Origin of the sequence: Clostridium cellulovorans 743B (genome assembly GCF_000145275.1) — a bacterium.
Lineage (GTDB): Bacteria > Bacillota > Clostridia > Clostridiales > Clostridiaceae > Clostridium_K > Clostridium_K cellulovorans.
Genome location: NC_014393.1, coordinates 3888876 through 3909685 on the forward strand (window position 1 = coordinate 3888876; position 20810 = coordinate 3909685).

Here is a 20810-nt window from a genome sequence, read left to right on the forward strand (position 1 = left end):
ATTATATACTAATAACAAGTGGAGGTGATTAATAAATACTATGAGAAATATCTTAATTGCAGATGATAATGATGAGATAAGAGAAATCGTTGGAGTTTTATTGGAGAGTGAAGGTTACAATGTAATAGAGGCTGTAGATGGCGAAGATGCTATAAACAAAGTTGATGGAAGCATAGATTTAATAATACTTGATGTAGTGATGCCTAAGAAAACAGGGTTTAAAGCATGTATAGAAATTCGAGAAAAGACAAGTGCGCCTATTTTATTTCTAACCGCAAAATCTCAAGATTCAGATAAATGCATGGCATTTTCTGCTGGAAGTGACGATTATCTCTCAAAACCATTTTCATATACAGAACTAGTATCAAGAGTTAAGGCATTGCTTAGAAGATACTATGTGTATAAGGGAAAAGAAACAATCGATGTAACAGGTTCAATTGCTATTAATGGATTGAAAATAAGTACAACATCAAATGAAGTTTCAATAGATGACCAGGAAATCGTTTTGACGGAAATCGAATACAACATCCTTTTAGTAATGTCTCAAAATCGCAAAAAAATTTTTTCAGTACAAAATTTATATGAAAGCATTTGGAAGGAACCATATTTTTATTCTTGCAACAATACGGTTATGGTTCATATAAGAAATTTACGAAGCAAATTGGAGCTAGATCCGCAGAATCCTAAATATATTAAAACAGTTTGGGGAAAGGGGTACAGGATTGAATAGAAAATTTCTTTCTACTAAGTTAGAAGTTAAATTAATAATATCACTAATATTTTCATTTATTATATCTGTTTTTATATTTCTTTTAGCACAAACACTAGGTGAAAAGTTATTAAATAATTACTTTGATAAAACTTCTTTTCTCACAAATCAAAAAATTCAGGCTATATCAGAGTTTAAAACATATGTAATAGATAATAATTTATCAATAAATGATTATGATAAAATAAAAAGCTGGACTCGCAAAAATAAGTATGTGAATCTTTTTATTTATAAAGATAATAATTTAGTTTATTATCCTGATAAAAATAATGAATTAACCAATTATGAACAATATAAAGAAAGGCCAATTTTCGCAAGTGATACTCTTGTTGATATATCATTTACTGATACGAATGCAAAAATATATATGGAATGCTTTTTCGAATATAAGTACTACTATATTTTAATCTTCTTTGGTGTAGCAATATCATTATTTTGTTTTATACTTCTTATATTATTTTTCATTAACAAAAAAATAACCTATATTGGACTGCTTGAAAATGAAATAAAAATATTAGAAGGAGGAGATTTAACATATCAAATTACTATAGATAGCAATGATGAACTTTCCTCATTAGCTCAAAGCATTAATGATATGAGAAAATCCTTTATTGAAAGATTGGAAAATGAAGATGAAGCAAAACTCGCAAATAGTGAATTGATTACAGCATTGTCACATGATTTAAGAACTCCCCTCACAGCTTTAGTGGGTTATTTGGACATAATTGAATATAAAAAATATAAAACCGATGAGGCTTTTAATCAGTATATACATAATAGCAGAGAGAAAGCATATCAAATTAAATACCTATCCGATAAGTTATTTGAATATTTTATAGTATTTAACACATGTGATGTTTTAGAACTAGAATCTTTTAACGGAAACGAACTATTAGAACAACTAATTCAAGAACAAATTTTTATGTTGGATAATAAAGGGTTTCTATTCAATATTGTTTCTTGTGACACACCTTTTTTTCTTGAAGTAAATTTAATATCAATACGAAGAGTTTTTGATAACATTTTTTCTAATATTTCTAAATATGCTGATAATTCTAAGGCGGTTAAAGTGAATTACTATGTTGAAAATAGAAAATTATTTGTTACTATAGAAAACAAAATAAATAATTTAAAACCAGTAGCCAGCACAGGTATAGGTCTAAAAACATGCAAGAAAATTATAGAAACTCATAACGGTAAAATCGATGCTAGAAAAACTGGAAACATTTTTGGAGTTAAGATAACTTTAAATATAAACATATGAAAAAGTAGCTATGCTACAATAGAGGATTTTTTATAATAAAAACAAGTAACTATTTTGATAATAGGGTACCTTGTAATCATGTAAAACTACACCATTGTAGTTGATAATTTCAAAAAATTTACTCACCCCAATTTTTATTGCATAATATATTTTTTTAGAAAAGAATTAAATGTTAATTACTATGCATTTTATAATATAGCTTAAGAAGTATTGACAAAATGAGAAAATAGTAAGCAATGGAACAAATATGCTTCATATCAAAGATTCTAAGTTGGTATCTTAATAAATTCCTTCTTTATACAATTTTCTTTATATAGTTATATTATTTTCGTATGAGTTTTTTTAATCATGGTCTGAAATCTCATAGTATAGAGCACCGCCTTCTTCATAGAGGTATTCGTATATCACTTCACAATAATTATCATCTTTACGCTGCATTTGCTTGTATCACTACTCTAATTCATATGAGAAATCACGAGTATAAGCTATATCATCAACTTTCCCACTAAGAAACTCTTTTGTTATGTCCATCATAAAATCAATATTAGGCAGACTCAATGCTAGGTTCCTCCTTTATTTTATTAAGTTTACTTATACTTTATTAATTCTATAAAGACAAAATTCTAATAATCAAACATTTTAATATATGAATTTAAAGCTAGGTGAAAAATCCTTAAGCATAATTGCTTAACTTCTTTAACCTAGCTTCTTTTTCATCTATTTATAAAAAGACCTCGGATACCCTTCCCTATACTTACCCCTAGTCTGAACACCACCAATACCTTCAAAGCCAGTTATTGTACTAGCTAATAAAGTCTTAATATCTACCACCTTATCAATACTTGCATAAGCAATCTTTTCACAAATAAATACAGGATCGAGGCAATGAATTAAGACTCTTTTTGGTGCACTAGCTAGATTTGCGCCTGCATCTAGTATTGCTTCATAATATGATTGGCAAGCTCCAGCGAAAATAACTAAATTATCATAGTTAGGTTCATAGTCCCTTAATCTTGCTACAGATTCAACAAAATACTTTGAATTTCTATAATTATTTATATTCTGATAGTCTTTTACATCCTTATGAATTCCATCATGGCCAGTTATCACTACAATCTCAGCCTTTGTTTCCTTTACCAATTGGACAATTATATTAGGTTGATCTTTCTCGGCTACAACCCGCCCCTCAGCAACCAAGTCAAGTTGTTTGTATACTTTCATACATTCATTTAAATAACGAGGATCTCCGTCTACATGTAGTATCTTCCCTGGTCTTCCAAAAGTTAATTCATTGTCCTTTGGACTTTTATTAACTTCCTTTACTTTTTTTTTTATTCTTTCTTTATCGGTAGGCTCAGTGCAAGGTCCATCGCCTCTACTCATAATTATAGATTTAATCGTTTCATTTACTTTCTTATTAAATAACTGATCTATACTCCCATGCATTTCTTCATCTACTACTTCTAAATCATCTTCTGGAGAATCTGCAAGTATTCTAATGTTAAGTCCAGAAAGCTCATAGATAATCTTTCCTTCAACTTCTTTTTCGCCAACAATTTTAAATATCAAGTCTTTCCCATGAGATTTTCGTGCTACACTATCTCCTATCTTCATTTGTAGTTCTCCTTATAGTTCTGCTCAATATATTCTATGTAGCTTTAAAAGACTTTGTACCAAACACTTCGCCCAAAATTCAGTGACCATACTGCTTAAATTTTTTATTCTCGGCACCCTATTAGTTGCTTAGTTTAAAAAGAAAAAATCCCTACAGGATTTCTAGTTATGAAAATTTCATATCAAAGATTCTGTAAGGATTTTTATATATTTTTCTATAAACTATCTCTTATGATTCCTTTGTTTCTTCCTCAAAATTAACTACATAACATTCCTTAAACTCATTTAAAAAGCTTCTAAAACTATCAAGTTCTGCTATTAACGCTTCAATTTTTTTATCATAAACCTTTTGTCCCCAGTTAACTTCGTTATAATAGAATCTATTTGAAAGTCTCCAGAATCTTTGAGGAAACATTAAAAATGAATAAATAACTTTATACTCATCTCTCATGATAGGCTTTATTGAATTATATCCATCGATTATTATCTTAGCATAACTTATATCCCAATTTACTCTTTTACATACTTTCGTAATAAAGCCAGCAATATCATAAGCTCTTATTTCTCTTTTGCAGTAATCAAAATCTATTATATTTACGTTGTTATCTTTGTCCATGATTATATTATGGTATGTATAATCATGGTGGCATAAACTTTTATCTTCTTCTGCTATTCTGCATAGTTCTGGATAGATTGATGAATCTAGTATAGCTTTTGCTTCTTTACCTAGTGCCTTAAACTCTTCATAATTCTTTATATAGCTCAAATCAAAACTGGTTTTCATGTTCTTTTTTCTTGCCATGTCTCTCATCTTATCCAAGGCTTTAGTCCTTTTTTCCATAAGCATAGGCCATCTTCCTATATCTGTCTTAAGTTTACTATTCTCTGGTGGATCATATCCTTTTGATGCTTCATGTAATTCTGCCATTGCCTTTGCTGCTAGGGTTAAATCATCTATATTTGAAAAGTCACACTCTCTTCCTTCTATCCATTGAGACAAGGTATATATATCCTCATTAACCGAGGCATATATACTTCCGTCTACGTTTAGACAATACCTATCAACTTTTGTAAAACCTTTATTTATCAGATGCTCTTTTGCACCATAGACAAATAGCAATTTTTGCACGCCATAGTTAATTTTCTTAAGGCATCGATTTCCCTTATTGGTCTTCAGAAAGTAAACGCCTTTATTAGGTTTTATGGCTTCAATCTTAATCCCAAATTGTCTTTCTATTTCCTGCTCCCTCATCATTATTAATCACCTCGATAAATTTATAGTTTTGAAGCATCTTAAAGCTTTTATAGGGTTTTCAATTCTAATAGTTTTTCTATATATAAATTATCCTAAAACCCTATACAAAGCTCTTAATCATATTAGAACTCTGCAATATCTTGCCTGCCAAATGGATATAGTGAGCTTGTAACTATATAAAGTGGGTAAGTTATTTTCATCTTCATTCATTTATATGTAAAAATCCTACTAAATAGAATAACCCTCTACAAATTAACATTTTCTTTAGCTATTAATATACTAATATAAAGATGTTTTTGAAAGGATACTACTATGAAGGTTGGATTTGATTCTAGACCAGCTAAATGGTATAGAGGAACAGGCATCGGAACCTATACCTACCAACTGATAAATTGGTTCAACAAAATAGATAAAGAAAATCAATATACTCTCTTTATTCCAGATGATTGGGATTTCAACTTTGCTTTCAAAAAAAATTTCACCTACGAAAATATAAAAGGTAACGCCAATGATAGCTTTTGGGATCAGGTTAATATTCCAAACATAATCGATGATAAAAAGTTATCTATTTACCACGTTCCACAAAACGGTGTTGGTCTCCCAAAAGAAAAAAATTGTCCTTTTATAATAACTCTTCATGATGTAATCCCTTATAGAATGCCTCAAACTTGCAGTGAAAGGCTTGTTTCAATTTTTAATGAAGAGCTTCCAAGAATAATAGCAGAGTGTGATGCTATAATAACTGTTTCGGAATTTTCTAAACGTGATATAACACGAACCTTAAACTTCCCAGCAGAAAAAACCTTTGTTACCCATCTAGCTGCTGAGGATTTCTATAGACCAAAGGGAAAGAGTAAAAGCAGAGCCTATATAAAGAGGATTTATGGTATAGATGGCGATTTCATTTTGTATATTGGAGGTTATAGTCCAAGGAAAAATATTATTGGACTAATCGAAGCTTTTAGTAAAGTTGTACATCTTTATAACCGTGATGTAAAGTTAGTCATTGGTGGAACAAAAGGTCGTTCCTATGATAGATATAAGCAGAGAACCATCGATCTTAAAATAGAAAATAAAGTGATTTTTACAGGTTTTATTCCTCTAAGGGATATGCCTATTATGTACACTGCTGCAAAGCTTTTTGTCTATCCCTCCTTCTATGAAGGCTTTGGTCTTCCTCCTATAGAAGCAATGGCTTGTGGAACTCCAGTAATAGCCTCTAATTTAACCTCTATACCAGAAATAGTTGAAGATGCAGCTCTTCTAATGGACCCTTATGATGTAGATGAACTTTGTTCTGCTATGCTATTAGTTCTTATAGATAGAAAAGTTCGAAAGGAACTTATTATTCAAGGCTTGAAAAAAGCAAAATCCCTGTCTTGGAAAGCTACAGCTGAAAAAACCATAGATATCTATAAAAAGATTACAGATATAAAACTTCCACCTAAAGAACTTTTGGAGTGTTCAACCAACTTATTTTTACCATCAAGGAGAAAAAAGTCCAAATGAATAATAAATATAAAAAGCTGTCTCATAAATCTGTGACAGCTTTTTATATAACTAGCTTCCACTAGCCCCTTGAATATACTTTCCATAGAATTCCTTTAAGAACTCTTCTCTTTCTTCTTTTTCGAATAATTTTCTATCTAATTTATATAAATAACTTTCTTCATCCCAATTCTTTCTTCTTGTATAATAATCCTTACATAATAAATAGAAATCCTGCGGAAATAAAAGCATTCCATAAAGTACAGCGTATTCTTCGCTAGAGAGCTGACTTATTTCATTATAACTATCTATTATTATCTCTGCCTTTTTCATGTCATAGGCAAAATTTTTTAAGACTTTATTTATAAAATTACATAAATCATGAACTCTTAAATCAATTAGTGCATAATCAAAATCTATAAAATATGCTTCATCTTTCTCTATTAGTATATTATGATAAGCTAAATCATTATGACATATCGCAACCTTTTCTTCATCATTACAAAGAGTGTGATATCCCCACTTTTCCAAGAATTCTACACTTTCTTTTGCTTGATTAATATAGTAATCTATTTCGCTAAGTACCGTTTGGTCAAATTTTGTTTTTTCTTCATATTTATTTACGAGAGTTTTAAAAAACTTAAGTTCATTAGTCTCTCTTTTAACATTTGTAATAAAATCAAGTTTTCCCCTTACTTTTTCAAACTTAGATTTAAACCCTATAGATGCTTTATGAAGCTGAGCAATTCCCTTTGATGAAGTTATTAAATGAAATGGATTGCTAAAATCACACTCATTTCCTGGCTCTACTTCTAATAATACGTAACAACTACCTTTAAAAATTACATATAAATCCCCATTTGACGCAGGAGTAAACTTAATGGTCTTTTTAAAGCTTCTATTTATATAATCTAAAGCTTCCTTTAAAAAATTTATTTGATCAATAGTATAGTCAACCCTTTTTAGAATCTTTTCACCTTTATCGGTACTTAAAAAGAATACTTTTCTAATAGGATAAAGATCCGTAACCTTTAAATCGTATGCATCAAATAATGCTGTGTCTAAGTGATACTTTATTAAAGCACTTTTATCCTTGTATTTTATGTCTACCATATTTCTCCTCCTCTTAAATGAGACTGTCTCCGTCTCTTACTATAGCCTTCTTCAGTTTCTTCAAGTACTCATCATAGCCTAATTCTTTTCTATTTAATCTAAAATGATTTACCCATTTAAAATATTCATAAGGGAATGAAACTAAAGCTTTAATGAGCTTTTCGCTACAAGTGTATAAACCATTATAATCACAGAAATCTTCTATAATTGGACCTAACTCTACATCTAGATGTCTTTTTCTTATTACTTTAATCATAAATACTGCGTCCATCTCCATAAAGTTATAGGAGCATTGATCTAAGGAAACAACTTGTATATGCGTATCTTTCCTTTTTATATTTGTCATCAGTACATTTCCAATTGAAATCTCGTTATTATCCATGCTACGTCTTAAAATAGAAATATATTCGTTAAAAGTAACATAACTAAGACTTTCTTTTGCCTTAATTCTAGATTTCTTATCATTACATAATATAAACTCTTCAACTGGATTAAGTTCTTTTTTACATTTTAGTCCTTCAATATACCTTTTATACCTTCTATATAAAACCTTTGTCTCTTCAACATAATGGCCTGTATTATTTCTGAAACTTCTTACTTCTATCCCTCTATAATTTGATGCTATTCTGCTAAAATCACTTAAAGTATATAAATGTTTTCTTAGGGCTTCTTCATAATAGTCTCTATCATCTATTTCTATTTCATCAACGGTGAAAATATTAAAATCTTTTAAATAATCTTTAAAATTATCAAATGTATTATCTTTATTTATCGTAGAGGTTTCCTTTTTATTTACATTTCTTAATATATTCTCCATTTTCAACCTCCCATTTTGTATTTCCTCAATTCTCCTACAAACTCTTGTTTATCTTCTCTATCATCTAGTATTTTGCTTAACTTATTTATGAAAAATTCTTCTCCCCAAGGATGTTTCTCCCAGTAATACTGTATTCCTACTTGCCAAAAATCTTGTGGAAATTCCATAAATGCTGCTATCACTGGGATCTCTTCTTCTTCAACCTCGTTAATACTAGAATATTTGTTTAATATCATTTCTGCTCCTTTTATATTCCATCTTCCATTTTTTAAGCTTCTAAGAATTAAACTAGCTAAATCGTGAAGATGAGTATCAAGAATACAATAATCAAAATCTATTACATATATTTTTTTATCTGCAAATAGAAGATTATGATGAGCAAAATCATGATGACAGAATCCATTGGTTTTTATATGTTTTTCCATAATTTGAACATACTCTGAAGATAATAGGTTACTAATAGCTCTTTCAGCCCTTAAAACTTCTTGTTCTATTTCCACTAAATACATATAGTCAAATTCACTTTTTATATCTTTGTCCAATATTCTTTTTTTGAAATCTAATATTTCATCTTTTCTAGTTCTAAAAGTTTCTATCCACTTAAACCACCCAATTCTTGGGTTCATATTTTCTGTTACTTTAAAACCCCTACTCTTAATATGAAGTTTAGCTAAAACCTCTGCTGCACTGATAATATCTAGTATATTATCATAATTACCTATTCTCGCTTCCTTCCAAGGTATTAAATAGGCAAAACAACTTTTAATTTCAATATAATCTTTATTAGCTATAGTCTTTATTATAGGGATACTTCCTTCAAAATTATTTTCATATAAATGCTTCATAGCACTGATGATAAAGAAAAAATGTCCAAAATTATATTTTATTGTTTTTAGGCAATACTGTTCATTTGGGCAGATAACTTTATATATATTTTTTAATTTAACTACCTCTATTACCCTTATTGGATAATTTTCTTCTATAACTTTTTTAACAGCTTCCTGCTCCATAAGTTACCCCTATTCATTGTTTCATTAATCAGTATATGTTTTTTCATTTTAACTGGTGCTAAATTAGCACTTTTTTAAAATTTCGTAATATTAATATATATATACACAGTTTTAATGAAGGAGGATTTCAATGAAGATATCTATCGATGGTAGAGGAATTAATTGGTATCACGGTACAGGGATAGGAACATATACAGACAACCTCATTCAAGGACTGCTTTCAATAGATAAAACTAATGAGTACCTACTTTACTGGGCTGGTGAAAACTACGACAATTTTAGAAAACCAAATTGTTCTGTAGTTATGGCATCAAATAGACATCATAAATTTTTTGAAGACGTATACTTCCCTCAGAATAATAAGTCTAATAACATAGATTTACATCATATACCGCAAAATGGAATTGGCTTAAACTCTTTAATGAGCTCTAAAAAGATTGTCACTATACACGATCTTATTCCTTACATTATGCCTGAAACTGTAGGACGTGGATATCTAATAAAGTTTCTTCAGGAGATGCCTAAGATAATTAAAGAAGCCGCTTCAATCATAACTGTATCAAATTGGTCGAAAAATGAAATATTAAGATTTTTCCCTAATGCAGAAAATAAAATATTTGTAACCCATCTTGCAGCAAAGACTATTTTCAAACCTTTAAATAAAGTTTTCTGCAAAGATGTTCTAAAAAGTAAATTTAATATAGAAAATGACTTTATTCTTTATATAGGCGGTTTTAGTCCAAGGAAAAATGTTACTGCTTTATTAAGGGCTTTTTCAAAAATCCATAATTCATTACCTTCTGAATATAAACTTGTGATAACAGGTTCAATCAAAGGTGAAGGATCTACCCTTCCTGAAATCTGTGAAAAATTAAAGATTAGAAATAAAGTTATATTCGCTGGTTTTGTAGATGAGTCAAAACTTCCAATTTTCTATAATGCAGCTTCCTTATTTGTTTATCCTTCGCTCTATGAAGGCTTTGGTCTTCCACCACTAGAAGCCTTAAACTGCGGTACTCCAGTAATCGCTTCAAATGTTACATCAATTCCAGAGGTTCTTGGTGATGCAGCGATTCTTATAAATCCTCTAGATGAAGAAACTTTAGCTACTGAAATTACTGCTGTTTTAAGTAATCCTGAGAAAGCTTTAGCTCTATCTACAGCTGGATTAGATAAAGCTAAAGAATACACATGGACTCAAACTGCTGAAAATACCTTATCAGTTTATAAAAGCACTTATGAGCATCTGTAAAAAAGACTAGGTAGTATTTAAACTTTATGCTTATTAGCTTTAAGTTTAATGCTACCTAGTCTTTTATATCTTTTATTTTTGATTTGTCCACATTTGAATCTCAAGCTTCTCGATTATATATTTCAGTTCTTCTTGAGAATCAAGGCTTATTGTTATTGCCTTTGAAAATAATTCTTCCCTACTTCTGTATTCTTCATAAAAGTCATAATTAAAGCCTCTTATAGCCATATTAGTACATAACTCATAGATCTTATTTTCTGCACCATCAACTCCTACTGAAAAGTCTTTAGAATGATAAATATAGTAATGAGCTGGAATCACCTTAAAATTATCATATAATTTTTTCATATTACTATAATCAGAAGATATGAAATTCATAAAAGCTATAGCTGCATCAATGTTCTGTGAATTTTTATTAATAAAAACGTCGCTACCACCTAATACTACATTTCGATTGCTACCATTATAAAGAGCAGGAAGCTTTTGAAACACTATATTATTAAACGCCTCTGGATAGTTTTTTTCAATTTTATTAATCATCATTGGAGTCACAATAAGCGATATTTCTTTTCCTTGAGCAAAACTTTTAATTGCTTCATCCTCGCTACTCAGGTCTCTATTAAGCTTCTTATTAAAGATTCCTCTTATCAAATCTCCAAGGATCAAGGTTTTTTCGCCTTTAACTTGCTTTTCTATATTAATATTCCCTTGGACTAAAAATATTTTTAATAAGCTATTTAAATTATTACGGCTTAAAGAGAGTAATTTTACATCACCTAAGGTTGGTAATTTATCCCCTAAGGCTAAATAATCCCCGTAAGTATTAATAGAATCTATGTTAACATTCAAGGTATTTATGTAGTTTTTATTATAAACAATAGCAACAGGGGTGGTGTACCATGGAACTCCGTATTGTTTGCCATCTATATTCAAATTGTTTAGCTTATCACCCTTAATATTATCTATGTCTACAACTTCTTCATCATTTAGTGTATATAATGACTCATCATTGTTATCTATAAACTCTTTGGCAACTTCATCTTTTATAATCATAATATCTTTATTTTCTATATTATAATCTGACGTATTCTCTACAGTTACATTGACTGTAGGATATTTATTCTTAAATTCTTGAACAGTAAAGTTTATGTAATCATTATCCCCATCAGCGCATATAACTAAATTTCCTTTTACTACTTTTTCTTTAGTTTCCTTTGGCTTAGAACATGCTGTATTTGTAATTAAAAATATCGCAATAAATACTAATAAGATTTTTCTTATTTCTATCTTCATTTTTTAACTCCTAACAATTTATGTATAGACTTATTCTACATCTTAACCTAACTCATATCAAGCTAATTAAATCACAATCATAAAGGAGCTTTCCAAAGCCTATGTAAACTTGCTTTAGAAAACTCCCTATATTAATCACTATATTTTTCTATATCAATTTGCTAATTTGACTTTTAAATCTCCTATATTTAAGGATAAGAATATTTCTATTTCATATGGCCTAAGCTCTTGCATTTCCTCTGGCATATCTTCTTTAAAGATATAAGGATACTCTTTATCATCATTATAGTAATTTAAGGCTTTGTCAAAATTCTCTCCTACTAACTCTCTTGCGACTCTATAAGTTCTATCATTCAAATAGACATATTTCGGATAATATTTATCTTTATAATAATTCATACCTAAATACAAGGCAGCTAAATAACAGACCTCTGGATTGATCTCTGCTCTCTCACAACAATACATAGTATGAAAAATTTCTTCAAAACTACTACAACGCACCAATAAATTTTTAGCTCTAACCATTCTTCCATAAAGGATATCCATCTGCGATGCAGTCATATATGTGATATGATTTTTAACACTAAATGCTATCTTATTTAATAATTCGTTGGTCGTCCTGGAATAGCTTATATATGCATTAGCCTTACTGAAAAATTCCTCTGCTTGCACTCTATCATTTACAGAAAAATGATGAATTAGCTCTTTTAATTCCTCCATCAACATCCCACCTTTACTTTATATATTATATATATATGATTTAGCTTTACATATATAACCCAGCAATAAAAATCCTAGTACATCTTTGATAATTTATTATAAGACGTCTACAAAATTTTCTGAATTTTACGATAATTAAGAAGGAGGTGATTCTTATGAAGAAAAATTATGTAATAGATACAAATGTAATGATTCATGATCCTAATTTTTATAATAACTTCGAAGACAATAACATTATAATACCAATAATTTGCCTTGAAGAGCTGGATAATATGAAGAAAGAAAGTTCTATTAGAGGTTATAATGCCAGGACAGTTCTTAAAAATATAAATAAGCTCAAAGAAGCTTGTGACGGGAACCTTAGTACTGGTATTCCACTCCCCTCTGGTGGTTCATTAAGAATTGAGATTAATAGACTTCATAACTACAAATTACCTGACAGCATGTATTTAGAAAAAAATGATAATAAAATCATTGCAGTAACCAAATCACTCTCCATAGACAATCCTAATATGAAAACAATTTTAGTTACCAAGGATATTGCTGTATCTATCAAGGCAAATAGTCTAGGAATCGAAGTACAAGATTATAAAAATGACCATGTAGAAGTAGAAACCTTATACAAAGGAGTATTAACTTTATTTGTGCCTAGCGATTTTATTGCTAGAATCTACAATGACGAAATAATAGAATTAGATGAACTTAAAGATTTTTTAAGGGATGAGAATGGTGATTACCTTCTAATACATCCTAATCAATTTGTTATATTAAAAGCTATAGAAGACGAAAAAACTAGCGCTATTACAAAATGTGAATTAGATGATATTTCTGGAAAGAAATTTTTAAAGCATAAAAACGTTGATAATCTTAAATATAAAGGGTTCCTTATAAAGCCTAGAAATCTAGAGCAAAAGCTCACGTTGAATTTGCTTATGGATGATGATATTCCTTTTGTAACAATCTCCGGAAGAGCAGGTTGTGGTAAAACTATTCTTGCCATGTGTGTGGCTCTTGAAAAACTTGAAAAAGGTGTTTACGATAAAATTGTATTAGTTAGACCAACCTCATCAGCTGGCGAAGATATTGGTTATTTACCTGGTACTGAAGATGAAAAACTTAAACCATGGATGGGTCCCTTCTATGATGCTATTGAAAATATACTAAGACTAAAGGGTGATGAAAGAACTGCTAAAGAATTTATCGATGGTCTTAAAAAGTCAGGACTTCTTGAAATCAAAACTTTTACTTATATGAGAGGACGAACCATTTCCAATGCTATAGTTTTATACGATGAAGCGCAGGAAACTACTCCACATATAGCAAAACTTATGTTAACAAGAATCGGTGTTAATGCAAAGATAATAATGACTGGTGATCCATCTGACAATCAAATCGATAATACCCATGTAAATAGCAAAACCAATGGTTTAGTTTATGTTATTGAAAGATGCAAGGAATCAAATCTAACAGCTCACGTGGAACTACAAAAAGTTGAAAGAAGTGCTTTAGCCGAGCTTATGAATAGAGTTTTATAATAAAAATCACCTACTAAGATTTTTCCTAGTAGGTGATCTTTTATTATAAATATAGTCAAACTTTTCTAATTCCATCTTTATATAATGGAAATCTTATGGGGATTATCATTTAACTTATATTTATTATCTTCTTTTTTTAGCTATAAAGATTGCTCCTGCAGCTAATGAAAGGAAACCTAATGAAAGTAATGCTTTCATATCAATAGGAGATCCTGTTTGTACTAATGTACCATTTTGTGATACTTGTGCTTGTCCGCCTGCTCGTACTTGATCGCCAACTTGCACTTGAACACCAGGTTTGCCATTTGGATCTACTGGTGGTGCTATTACTGGATTTGTATTAACTATTTCACCAATACTTAAGAAATAGTCACTATGGTGAGTTAATACTACAGTAACATAATAGTTACCATCAGCATCTTTCTCAGGTATTAATCCTTTTTGTATCTCTTGAATCTTCTTATCTGCTTCTGCTATATCTTCATTATAGTAATAAAGGTTTAATGCTTTGTTTACATCGAATTTTACTGGGTCAACTAATATCCTTATAGTCATTGGTGCTGGTAATTCACCATGGTTTACGAAAGAAATAATTAAAGGATTTACATATTTGCTTTCGATAACGTCTTTATTCTTTGAAACATCATTTAATTTTAAATCTAGTTCCTTACTTGTGTCTTTAACATCTTTTCCGTTGAAAGACCATTTTAATGTAACTCCTGCAGAATTAACAGTATCCTCAACAGTGATATCTACACCTTGTACCTTGTTGAATATATTTTTATCGATAACATCGCCTTTTAATACTAGTAACTTGCTGTTATCAATATTTTTTATTTCATATTGTGCAAAATTACTGTAGTTACCAAACTTATCAAAAGTCTTCGCTACAAATTTGCAATTAGCTTTTACTTCCACAGGTTCTTTGTAAATCTTCCATCCGCTTCCATCAATGTTGTACTCTATTAAATCTAATCCTGGATAATCTGTTGGAGCAGTTACTGTAACCTTAACTGGTTTATATGTATCTTCTTCGTTATCAACAGTTATTGTTGGCTTCATCTTTTCTTTGTCAATAACAGTAACTAGACAAGTTGCTGTTTTGTTTCCTTCTACAGTTGTTACTGTAATAGTTGCTTGTCCTACTGATAATCCTGTTACCACACCTTTAGCATCTACTTGCGCAACCTTTGGATCAGATGAAGAATAAGTTACTGCTGGATTTGTACCTTCTGGTACAGTGGATTCTAATGTAACATTCTTTTCACGACTTAAGTCTAAAACAGCACTTGTTTTATTTAACTTAACGGAATCTGGATCTCCTATTACTGTAATAGTACAAGTTTTAACTACTCTAACATCATATTTTGACTTAGCTGTTATTATCGCTACTCCATCTGATACTGGTGTAACTAGACCATTAGCATCAACTGTAGCTATGTTTGCATCACTACTGCTATAAGTTACATCTGTTTCTGAACCTGCTGGTATAACATCTACTGCTAACTGAACAGTTTCACCCTTATATCTATTTAATGTTGCTTCTGTTTTGTTTAAGTTTATCATTGAAGGTGTTCCAACTACTGTAACCTTACAAGTAGATGGTTTAGTTCTTTGATAAGGTGACACTATAGTTATCGTAGCAGTTCCTTCTGATACTGCTGTTATAAAGCCATTTGCATCAACTGTTGCTACCTTAGGATCATCACTAGAATATTCAACCTCTTGCTCTGTATCTGATGGAAGAACTTTTGCTGTTAATTGAGCAGTCTCACCTTTGACTCTTGATAAAGTAACTTCTGATTTATTAATTTCTACTTCTGTTGGTTCTGGAGTTACTGTTACATTACAAGTTGCAAATATGCTTGGATCACTTACAGATGTTGCTGTAACGATAGCAGTACCACCTGATACTGGAATAATTAATCCATCTTCATTTACCTTTGTAACATTCTCATCACTACTTGTAAATGTAACCTTAGAGTTTGCACCTACTGGAGTTACATTTGTAGTTAGTAAGTGGATTTCTCTCTTAGCTCTAGATATTTTTATATCTGATACATCTAAAGCTATTCCTGTTATTTTAGGTAAAACAATAACTTCACAAGTTGCAAATACTGAAGGATTACTTGCTGAAGATACTGTTATAGTTGCAACGCCATCTCTAACAGTAGGGTAAATTTTTCCTGTTGTTGGATCAATTTGAACAACAGCCATATCACTAGATTGATATACTACATCTTGAATTGCATCTGCTGGCTCTAAAGTTGCTTTTATTGTTGCAGTTTGAGCAACATCTTTTTTCTCTAAAGTTATTGAAGTTTTATCTAAGCTTATTCCTGTTACTTGTGGTAAAACTTGTATTTCACAAGTAGCTTGTGCATTAGGATTGTTTATTGATTGAACAGTGATTGTTGCAATTCCCACTGAGTTTAATTGTATTGTTCCTGATTGGTCTGCAACATCTGCAACTGCAGGATTATTACTTGACCAAGTAACACTTTTATCTGTAGCAGTATCTGGATTTACTATTGCAGTAAGACTTACTTGACCTTGAGCTATACATGCTTTTACACTTGTTTCAGTTAATTGAACATTTGAAACCAATTTAGCTGGATCCTTAACAGTGATTTTAAAAATCTTATTTACAGAGCCACAAGTTACTCTTATCGCAGCTATACCTTCTGCAATACCTGTTACATTCCCTTGTGTATCTACTGTTGCATATGCATTAGCAGCTGTCCATACTAATCCATTATCAGTTTCTGCATTAATTGGGTCAATTGTAGGAGTAATTTTTACAGTTTCTCCTATTAGTATTGAACTTGGTTGATTAACAAATGTTATTGAATTTACTGCTGTTACCCCATAAACTTTAGTAAATTCCGATAATTGTAGCACTGAGAAGAGCATGATAAATGCTACAATTCCACTGAATAATCTTTTAAATTTCCTCATTTTTTCCCCTCTTTTACTTAGATTTACGTCATATTCTTTCAATAAGACGCATAATATTTCTAGAATAGATTACTATATTTTCCACTTAAAATCAACATTTTTACATATTTTTAATTTTATATACTTTTTGTTAACATAGTCACATTTAAGTAAATCCATTTATAATATGTTATCTCGATCCTAGAAAATTCGCATTCTCACTTACTTACAAGCTTGATGAAACCCTATAGATTATCTTTAAATAGTTAAACTTTTATCCTATAAATAGAAATAGTGTGGGAAATATCTACAAAATTCACCCTAAGCATTGGAGAAATTTAGATAAATAAAAAGTCCTACCTATTTGTCAGAATTTATCTAAACACAAGGCAGGACTTTTAAACTAAAATTAATTTAGTGTTCTAAAGAAAAATAACTTGTCTATATGTTTTATCACTGAAACTACATATTCTCCACTTGCTCAACAGTACCTTGTACAATTAAAGGATTTTTATCTGCTCTAAGCCAATTTAATAGCTTTATAACATTTTCCTCAGCTACTGCTGTACATCCTGCAGTTCCCTTATAAGGAGAACTCCATATATGAAAAAATATAGCGCTTCCCTTTCCTTTAACAACATTCTCAGTATTATAATTAATTACAAATCCATATTTGTACAAAGAAATTTGATATAATGCTTCAGCAGAATTCCATCGACCAGCTGAATCTCCTGTTTGCCAAGAATTATAATAAGCTGAATTAGGATCATCTACCCAATAATCATTTGGTGTAATATCTCTAAAACTCAGTCCAGTACCAGGGTTACCAACTTGTCCAAAAGCTGTTCCCAAAGTATATATTCCAATAGGGGAAGTATTATTCTGTTCAGTCTTATTGTAAGAAAAACCTTCAAAACCTATTACCCCAGGACATTCTAAAATTTTTCTCCATACTCCATTCTGTTTCTCAAAAGCTTGCACCGTAACTTGAAGACTACTACTGTAATCATTAGTTACAGTTATAACTTGTTCAGCTGAACCTATACCTTGTATTTTCTCGACTAAAAGTTCTTCTTTTTGGGGATTAGCTGCTACATTATTGCTTACATTTATATTTTCATTGTTTTTTTCTTTTCTTGCTGTTTCCTCAGCTTGAGCAGCTTCTTTAGCTTTGGCTTCTTCCTCGGCTTTTAACCTTTCTTGTTCTGCCTTTTGCTTTGCTTCTTCTATCTTTTTCTTTCCTTGTTCAGCAAGATTATATCCATTATCTTGAAAAGGTCTTACACTTGAACTAACCTCATATTTATATTCTAAATCACTTTCCTTAGCTTCTTCTTTCACTTGACAGCTTGTACAAAAAACAACTAATAAAAAGACCGCTACCACCTTTAAAACTGCTTTTGCTTCCATGTATAGACTCTCCCCTATATAAATTTCCTTATAAAAATCTTATCTATAAATTCCTGATTTATTTAAGAAACTCTAATTTTTTAGCTCATTCTACATTATATATTAAACTTTCTGATTGTTTCAATGGAAAAACTTATTTATGCTTAATAAAAAAACTTATATAAATTTTGATAAAATGAATATTTGTTAACCTAATTGTAAATAATGTAAATAGGATGTTCTCACTAAAATATATAAAATAAAACTTAATCTATATAAGCTCCATTATTGAAACTTCACTAAAATTTTAAGACATATTGCAAAATGGATATAATCTATGAAGCTTCTTTATGGCAACTTATATACAAAAATAAATAGTTTATAGTAATTAAACAATTAACTATAAGCTTATTAATAGGAGGAGTAATTATAATGAAAATATATGTTGATGGTGGAGTTAAATGTGGTGAAATGTATATAAGTGTCTATTCAAATTCACCGCAATTCCCTATAAAATTTTCAAGATTTCTTGGACAAGGTCATATACATGAGGCAGAAGAAGAAGCCTTATATCATTGTACAAAAATTTTGAGTGAGACTGCTAATGAATTAACTGAAGACATAACTATATATTCTGATCAAGTGGCTTTAGTAAATACAATTAACAGAAAAAATATTAGTACAAAAGCATCAAAAACCTTTCCAAAAGCTAAGGAAATTCAAAACTTTTGTGAAGATAAAAATATTACACTACAATGGGTACCTGGCAAACGTAATATTGCCCATACCCTTATAATGGAGGCTTATGAAGGAATGTTTTACGATGAAACAATTCTAGAAACCTCTTACGATAATAGCGTTTATATCGCAGCCTTAAAAAAAGAATTACTGAAAAAAGACGAACTTATAAGAGCTTTATTAAAATTTTGTATGCCTTTATTTTAGAATAATCTTTATTTCTATTGTAAAAGTTCCTCTAAATGTGATATTATTAATATCACACATCACTTTAGTGTGCTAAAGTATTTATAAGTTTACATATAAAAAATTTTTTATCAACAATAAAATTTATATAGAGAGGAACTATGCTTATGAGTAAATATTGGAGTGAAATTACAAAGAAAATCGAGCCTTATGTTCCAGGTGAACAACCAAAGGATAGAAAATATATAAAGTTGAACACAAATGAAAATCCTTATCCCCCATCCCCAAAGGTTATTGAGGCTATTAATAAAGAGGCTACTGACTGCCTTCAACTTTACCCTGAACCAAACTGTGATGACCTTAGAGCTACAGTTGCAAAATACTATAACCTATCTCCAAATCAAATCTTTGTAGGTAATGGATCAGACGAAGTTCTCGCTTTTTCTTTCATGACTTTCTTTAATAAAGAAAAACCTGTACTTTTTGCTGATATAACTTATAGCTTCTATGAAGTTTATGTTCAACTTTTTGAACTTAATCACAAGCTTATTCCACTTAAAGATGATTTTTCACTACCTGTAGAGGATTTCATAACTGATAATGCAGGAATAGTTATAGCAAATCCAAATGCTCCTACTAGTAAACCAGTAGAAATTGATGATTTAAAGAGAATTCTTGAAATTAATAAAAATACTGTTGTAATAGTAGACGAAGCTTATGTAGATTTTGGCGGTACTTCCGTTATCAATTTAATTGATTCTTATCCAAATCTTTTAGTAGTTCAAACCCTTTCAAAATCTAGATCTCTTGCAGGACTTCGTGTTGGTTTTGCTTTTGGACATGCTGATTTAATTGATGGACTAAATAGAGTTAAGAATTCATTTAATTCTTATACTATAGACAGACTAGCAGCAGTAGGAGCAAAAGCTGCTTTTGAGGATGTAGAGTACTTTGATACTATGTGCAATAAGGTTATAAGAACTAGAGAAAGGATATTACCTGAACTTGAAAAACTAGGCTTTACCGTACTAGAATCAAAAACCAACTTTTTCTTTGTTAGCCACAAGGAAATGCCTGCTGAAGAAATATTTAAAGAATTAAGAGCTAACGGAATTCTTGTAAGATTCTTTAATAAACCTAAAATAAATAATTTCTTAAGGATAAGCATTGGTACTGATAAAGAAATGGATACTCTTGTAGAAACCTTGAAAAAAATAATTAATAAATAGATACCTTGACTATATTCACAATAAATCCATCATATTTAGCTATAATTATGCTAACTTTTAATCTATTGGTAAATTTATAATATTTTTTTATTTATATCTAATTAACACAACTTTTATCAAGGGTTTATGGTATACTAAATTCAAACAATAAACCTAAGGAGAAATTCTAATGATAGAGATTAATTTATTCGTTATATTATT

Annotated in this window: 16 protein-coding genes; 7 read left to right on the forward strand and 9 right to left on the reverse strand. The window is 30.0% G+C overall.

The annotated features are described in order from the left end of the window. Positions 1–40: 40 nt before the first annotated feature. Positions 41–730 carry a response regulator transcription factor gene (locus CLOCEL_RS15840; protein WP_010073233.1) on the forward strand — a complete coding sequence of 230 codons (690 nt, stop codon included), beginning with the start codon at positions 41–43 and terminating at the stop codon, positions 728–730. Next, on the forward strand, positions 723–2033 hold the full coding sequence (locus tag CLOCEL_RS15845; protein ID WP_010073234.1) for a sensor histidine kinase: 1311 nt from the start codon (positions 723–725) through the stop codon (positions 2031–2033). Before CLOCEL_RS15840 ends, CLOCEL_RS15845 begins: the two co-directional genes overlap by 8 nt. A 717-nt stretch (positions 2034–2750) precedes the next feature. Here CLOCEL_RS15845 and yabG read toward each other — a convergent pair. Together yabG and CLOCEL_RS15855 are read right to left on the reverse strand one after the other, a co-directional pair. Beyond that, positions 2751–3647 (reverse strand): sporulation peptidase YabG, encoded by an 897-nt coding sequence (gene yabG, locus CLOCEL_RS15850; protein ID WP_010073236.1) that lies wholly within the window; start codon positions 3645–3647, stop codon positions 2751–2753. A gap of 229 nt (positions 3648–3876) precedes the next feature. Then, positions 3877–4902 (reverse strand): CotS family spore coat protein, encoded by a 1026-nt coding sequence (locus CLOCEL_RS15855; RefSeq protein WP_013291831.1) that lies wholly within the window; start codon positions 4900–4902, stop codon positions 3877–3879. A 312-nt stretch (positions 4903–5214) separates the two neighbouring features. Here CLOCEL_RS15855 and CLOCEL_RS15860 point away from each other — a divergent pair, with 312 nt between their 5' ends. Next, on the forward strand, positions 5215–6411 hold the full coding sequence (locus CLOCEL_RS15860; protein WP_010073238.1) for a glycosyltransferase family 4 protein: 1197 nt from the start codon (positions 5215–5217) through the stop codon (positions 6409–6411). A gap of 51 nt (positions 6412–6462) precedes the next feature. Here CLOCEL_RS15860 and CLOCEL_RS15865 read toward each other — a convergent pair whose 3' ends face one another. From CLOCEL_RS15865 to CLOCEL_RS15875, 3 genes are read right to left on the reverse strand one after another with little or no spacing between them, the layout of a single operon-like run. After that, positions 6463–7503 (reverse strand): CotS family spore coat protein, encoded by a 1041-nt coding sequence (locus tag CLOCEL_RS15865; RefSeq protein ID WP_010073239.1) that lies wholly within the window; start codon positions 7501–7503, stop codon positions 6463–6465. Between the two features lie 13 nt (positions 7504–7516). After that, positions 7517–8320: a protein kinase family protein gene (locus CLOCEL_RS15870; RefSeq protein WP_010073240.1), complete on the reverse strand. Its 804-nt coding sequence runs from the start codon at positions 8318–8320 to the stop codon at positions 7517–7519. A gap of 2 nt (positions 8321–8322) precedes the next feature. Further along, positions 8323–9330, reverse strand: a complete 1008-nt coding sequence (locus tag CLOCEL_RS15875; protein WP_010073241.1) for a CotS family spore coat protein — start codon at positions 9328–9330, stop codon at positions 8323–8325. Between the two features lie 130 nt (positions 9331–9460). Between CLOCEL_RS15875 and CLOCEL_RS15880 the strand changes: the two genes are divergently transcribed. Next, the gene (locus CLOCEL_RS15880; RefSeq protein WP_010073242.1) at positions 9461–10582 is read left to right on the forward strand and encodes a glycosyltransferase family 4 protein; all 1122 of its coding nucleotides are present in this window, start codon (positions 9461–9463) and stop codon (positions 10580–10582) included. 72 nt (positions 10583–10654) lie between these two features. On the opposite strand, the gene CLOCEL_RS15885 is transcribed toward CLOCEL_RS15880, so the two are convergent. Together CLOCEL_RS15885 and CLOCEL_RS15890 are read right to left on the reverse strand one after the other, a co-directional pair. After that, the gene (locus CLOCEL_RS15885; protein WP_010073243.1) at positions 10655–11875 is read right to left on the reverse strand and encodes an ABC transporter substrate-binding protein; all 1221 of its coding nucleotides are present in this window, start codon (positions 11873–11875) and stop codon (positions 10655–10657) included. Positions 11876–12028: 153 nt separating this feature from the next. Beyond that, positions 12029–12595, reverse strand: coding sequence for a hypothetical protein (locus tag CLOCEL_RS15890; protein ID WP_010073244.1), 567 nt, complete (start codon positions 12593–12595; stop codon positions 12029–12031). Between the two features lie 155 nt (positions 12596–12750). Between CLOCEL_RS15890 and CLOCEL_RS15895 the strand changes: the two genes are divergently transcribed. Next, a complete protein-coding gene (locus CLOCEL_RS15895; RefSeq protein WP_010073245.1) occupies positions 12751–14130 on the forward strand; it encodes a PhoH family protein in 1380 nt (459 codons plus the stop codon). A 123-nt stretch (positions 14131–14253) separates the two neighbouring features. On the opposite strand, the gene CLOCEL_RS15900 is transcribed toward CLOCEL_RS15895, so the two are convergent. Then, complete coding sequence (locus CLOCEL_RS15900) at positions 14254–17088, reverse strand: Ig-like domain-containing protein (RefSeq protein ID WP_010073246.1); 2835 nt, start codon at positions 17086–17088, stop codon at positions 14254–14256. A gap of 441 nt (positions 17089–17529) precedes the next feature. After that, on the reverse strand, positions 17530–18477 hold the full coding sequence (locus tag CLOCEL_RS15905; RefSeq protein WP_010073247.1) for a L,D-transpeptidase family protein: 948 nt from the start codon (positions 18475–18477) through the stop codon (positions 17530–17532). A 411-nt stretch (positions 18478–18888) separates the two neighbouring features. On the opposite strand from CLOCEL_RS15905, the gene CLOCEL_RS15910 reads away from it, so the two are divergent. Both CLOCEL_RS15910 and hisC read left to right on the forward strand, forming a co-directional pair. After that, positions 18889–19401 (forward strand): ribonuclease H family protein, encoded by a 513-nt coding sequence (locus tag CLOCEL_RS15910; protein WP_010073248.1) that lies wholly within the window; start codon positions 18889–18891, stop codon positions 19399–19401. A gap of 146 nt (positions 19402–19547) precedes the next feature. Then, positions 19548–20609: a histidinol-phosphate transaminase gene (hisC, locus tag CLOCEL_RS15915; RefSeq protein ID WP_010073249.1), complete on the forward strand. Its 1062-nt coding sequence runs from the start codon at positions 19548–19550 to the stop codon at positions 20607–20609. Positions 20610–20810 lie beyond the last annotated feature (201 nt).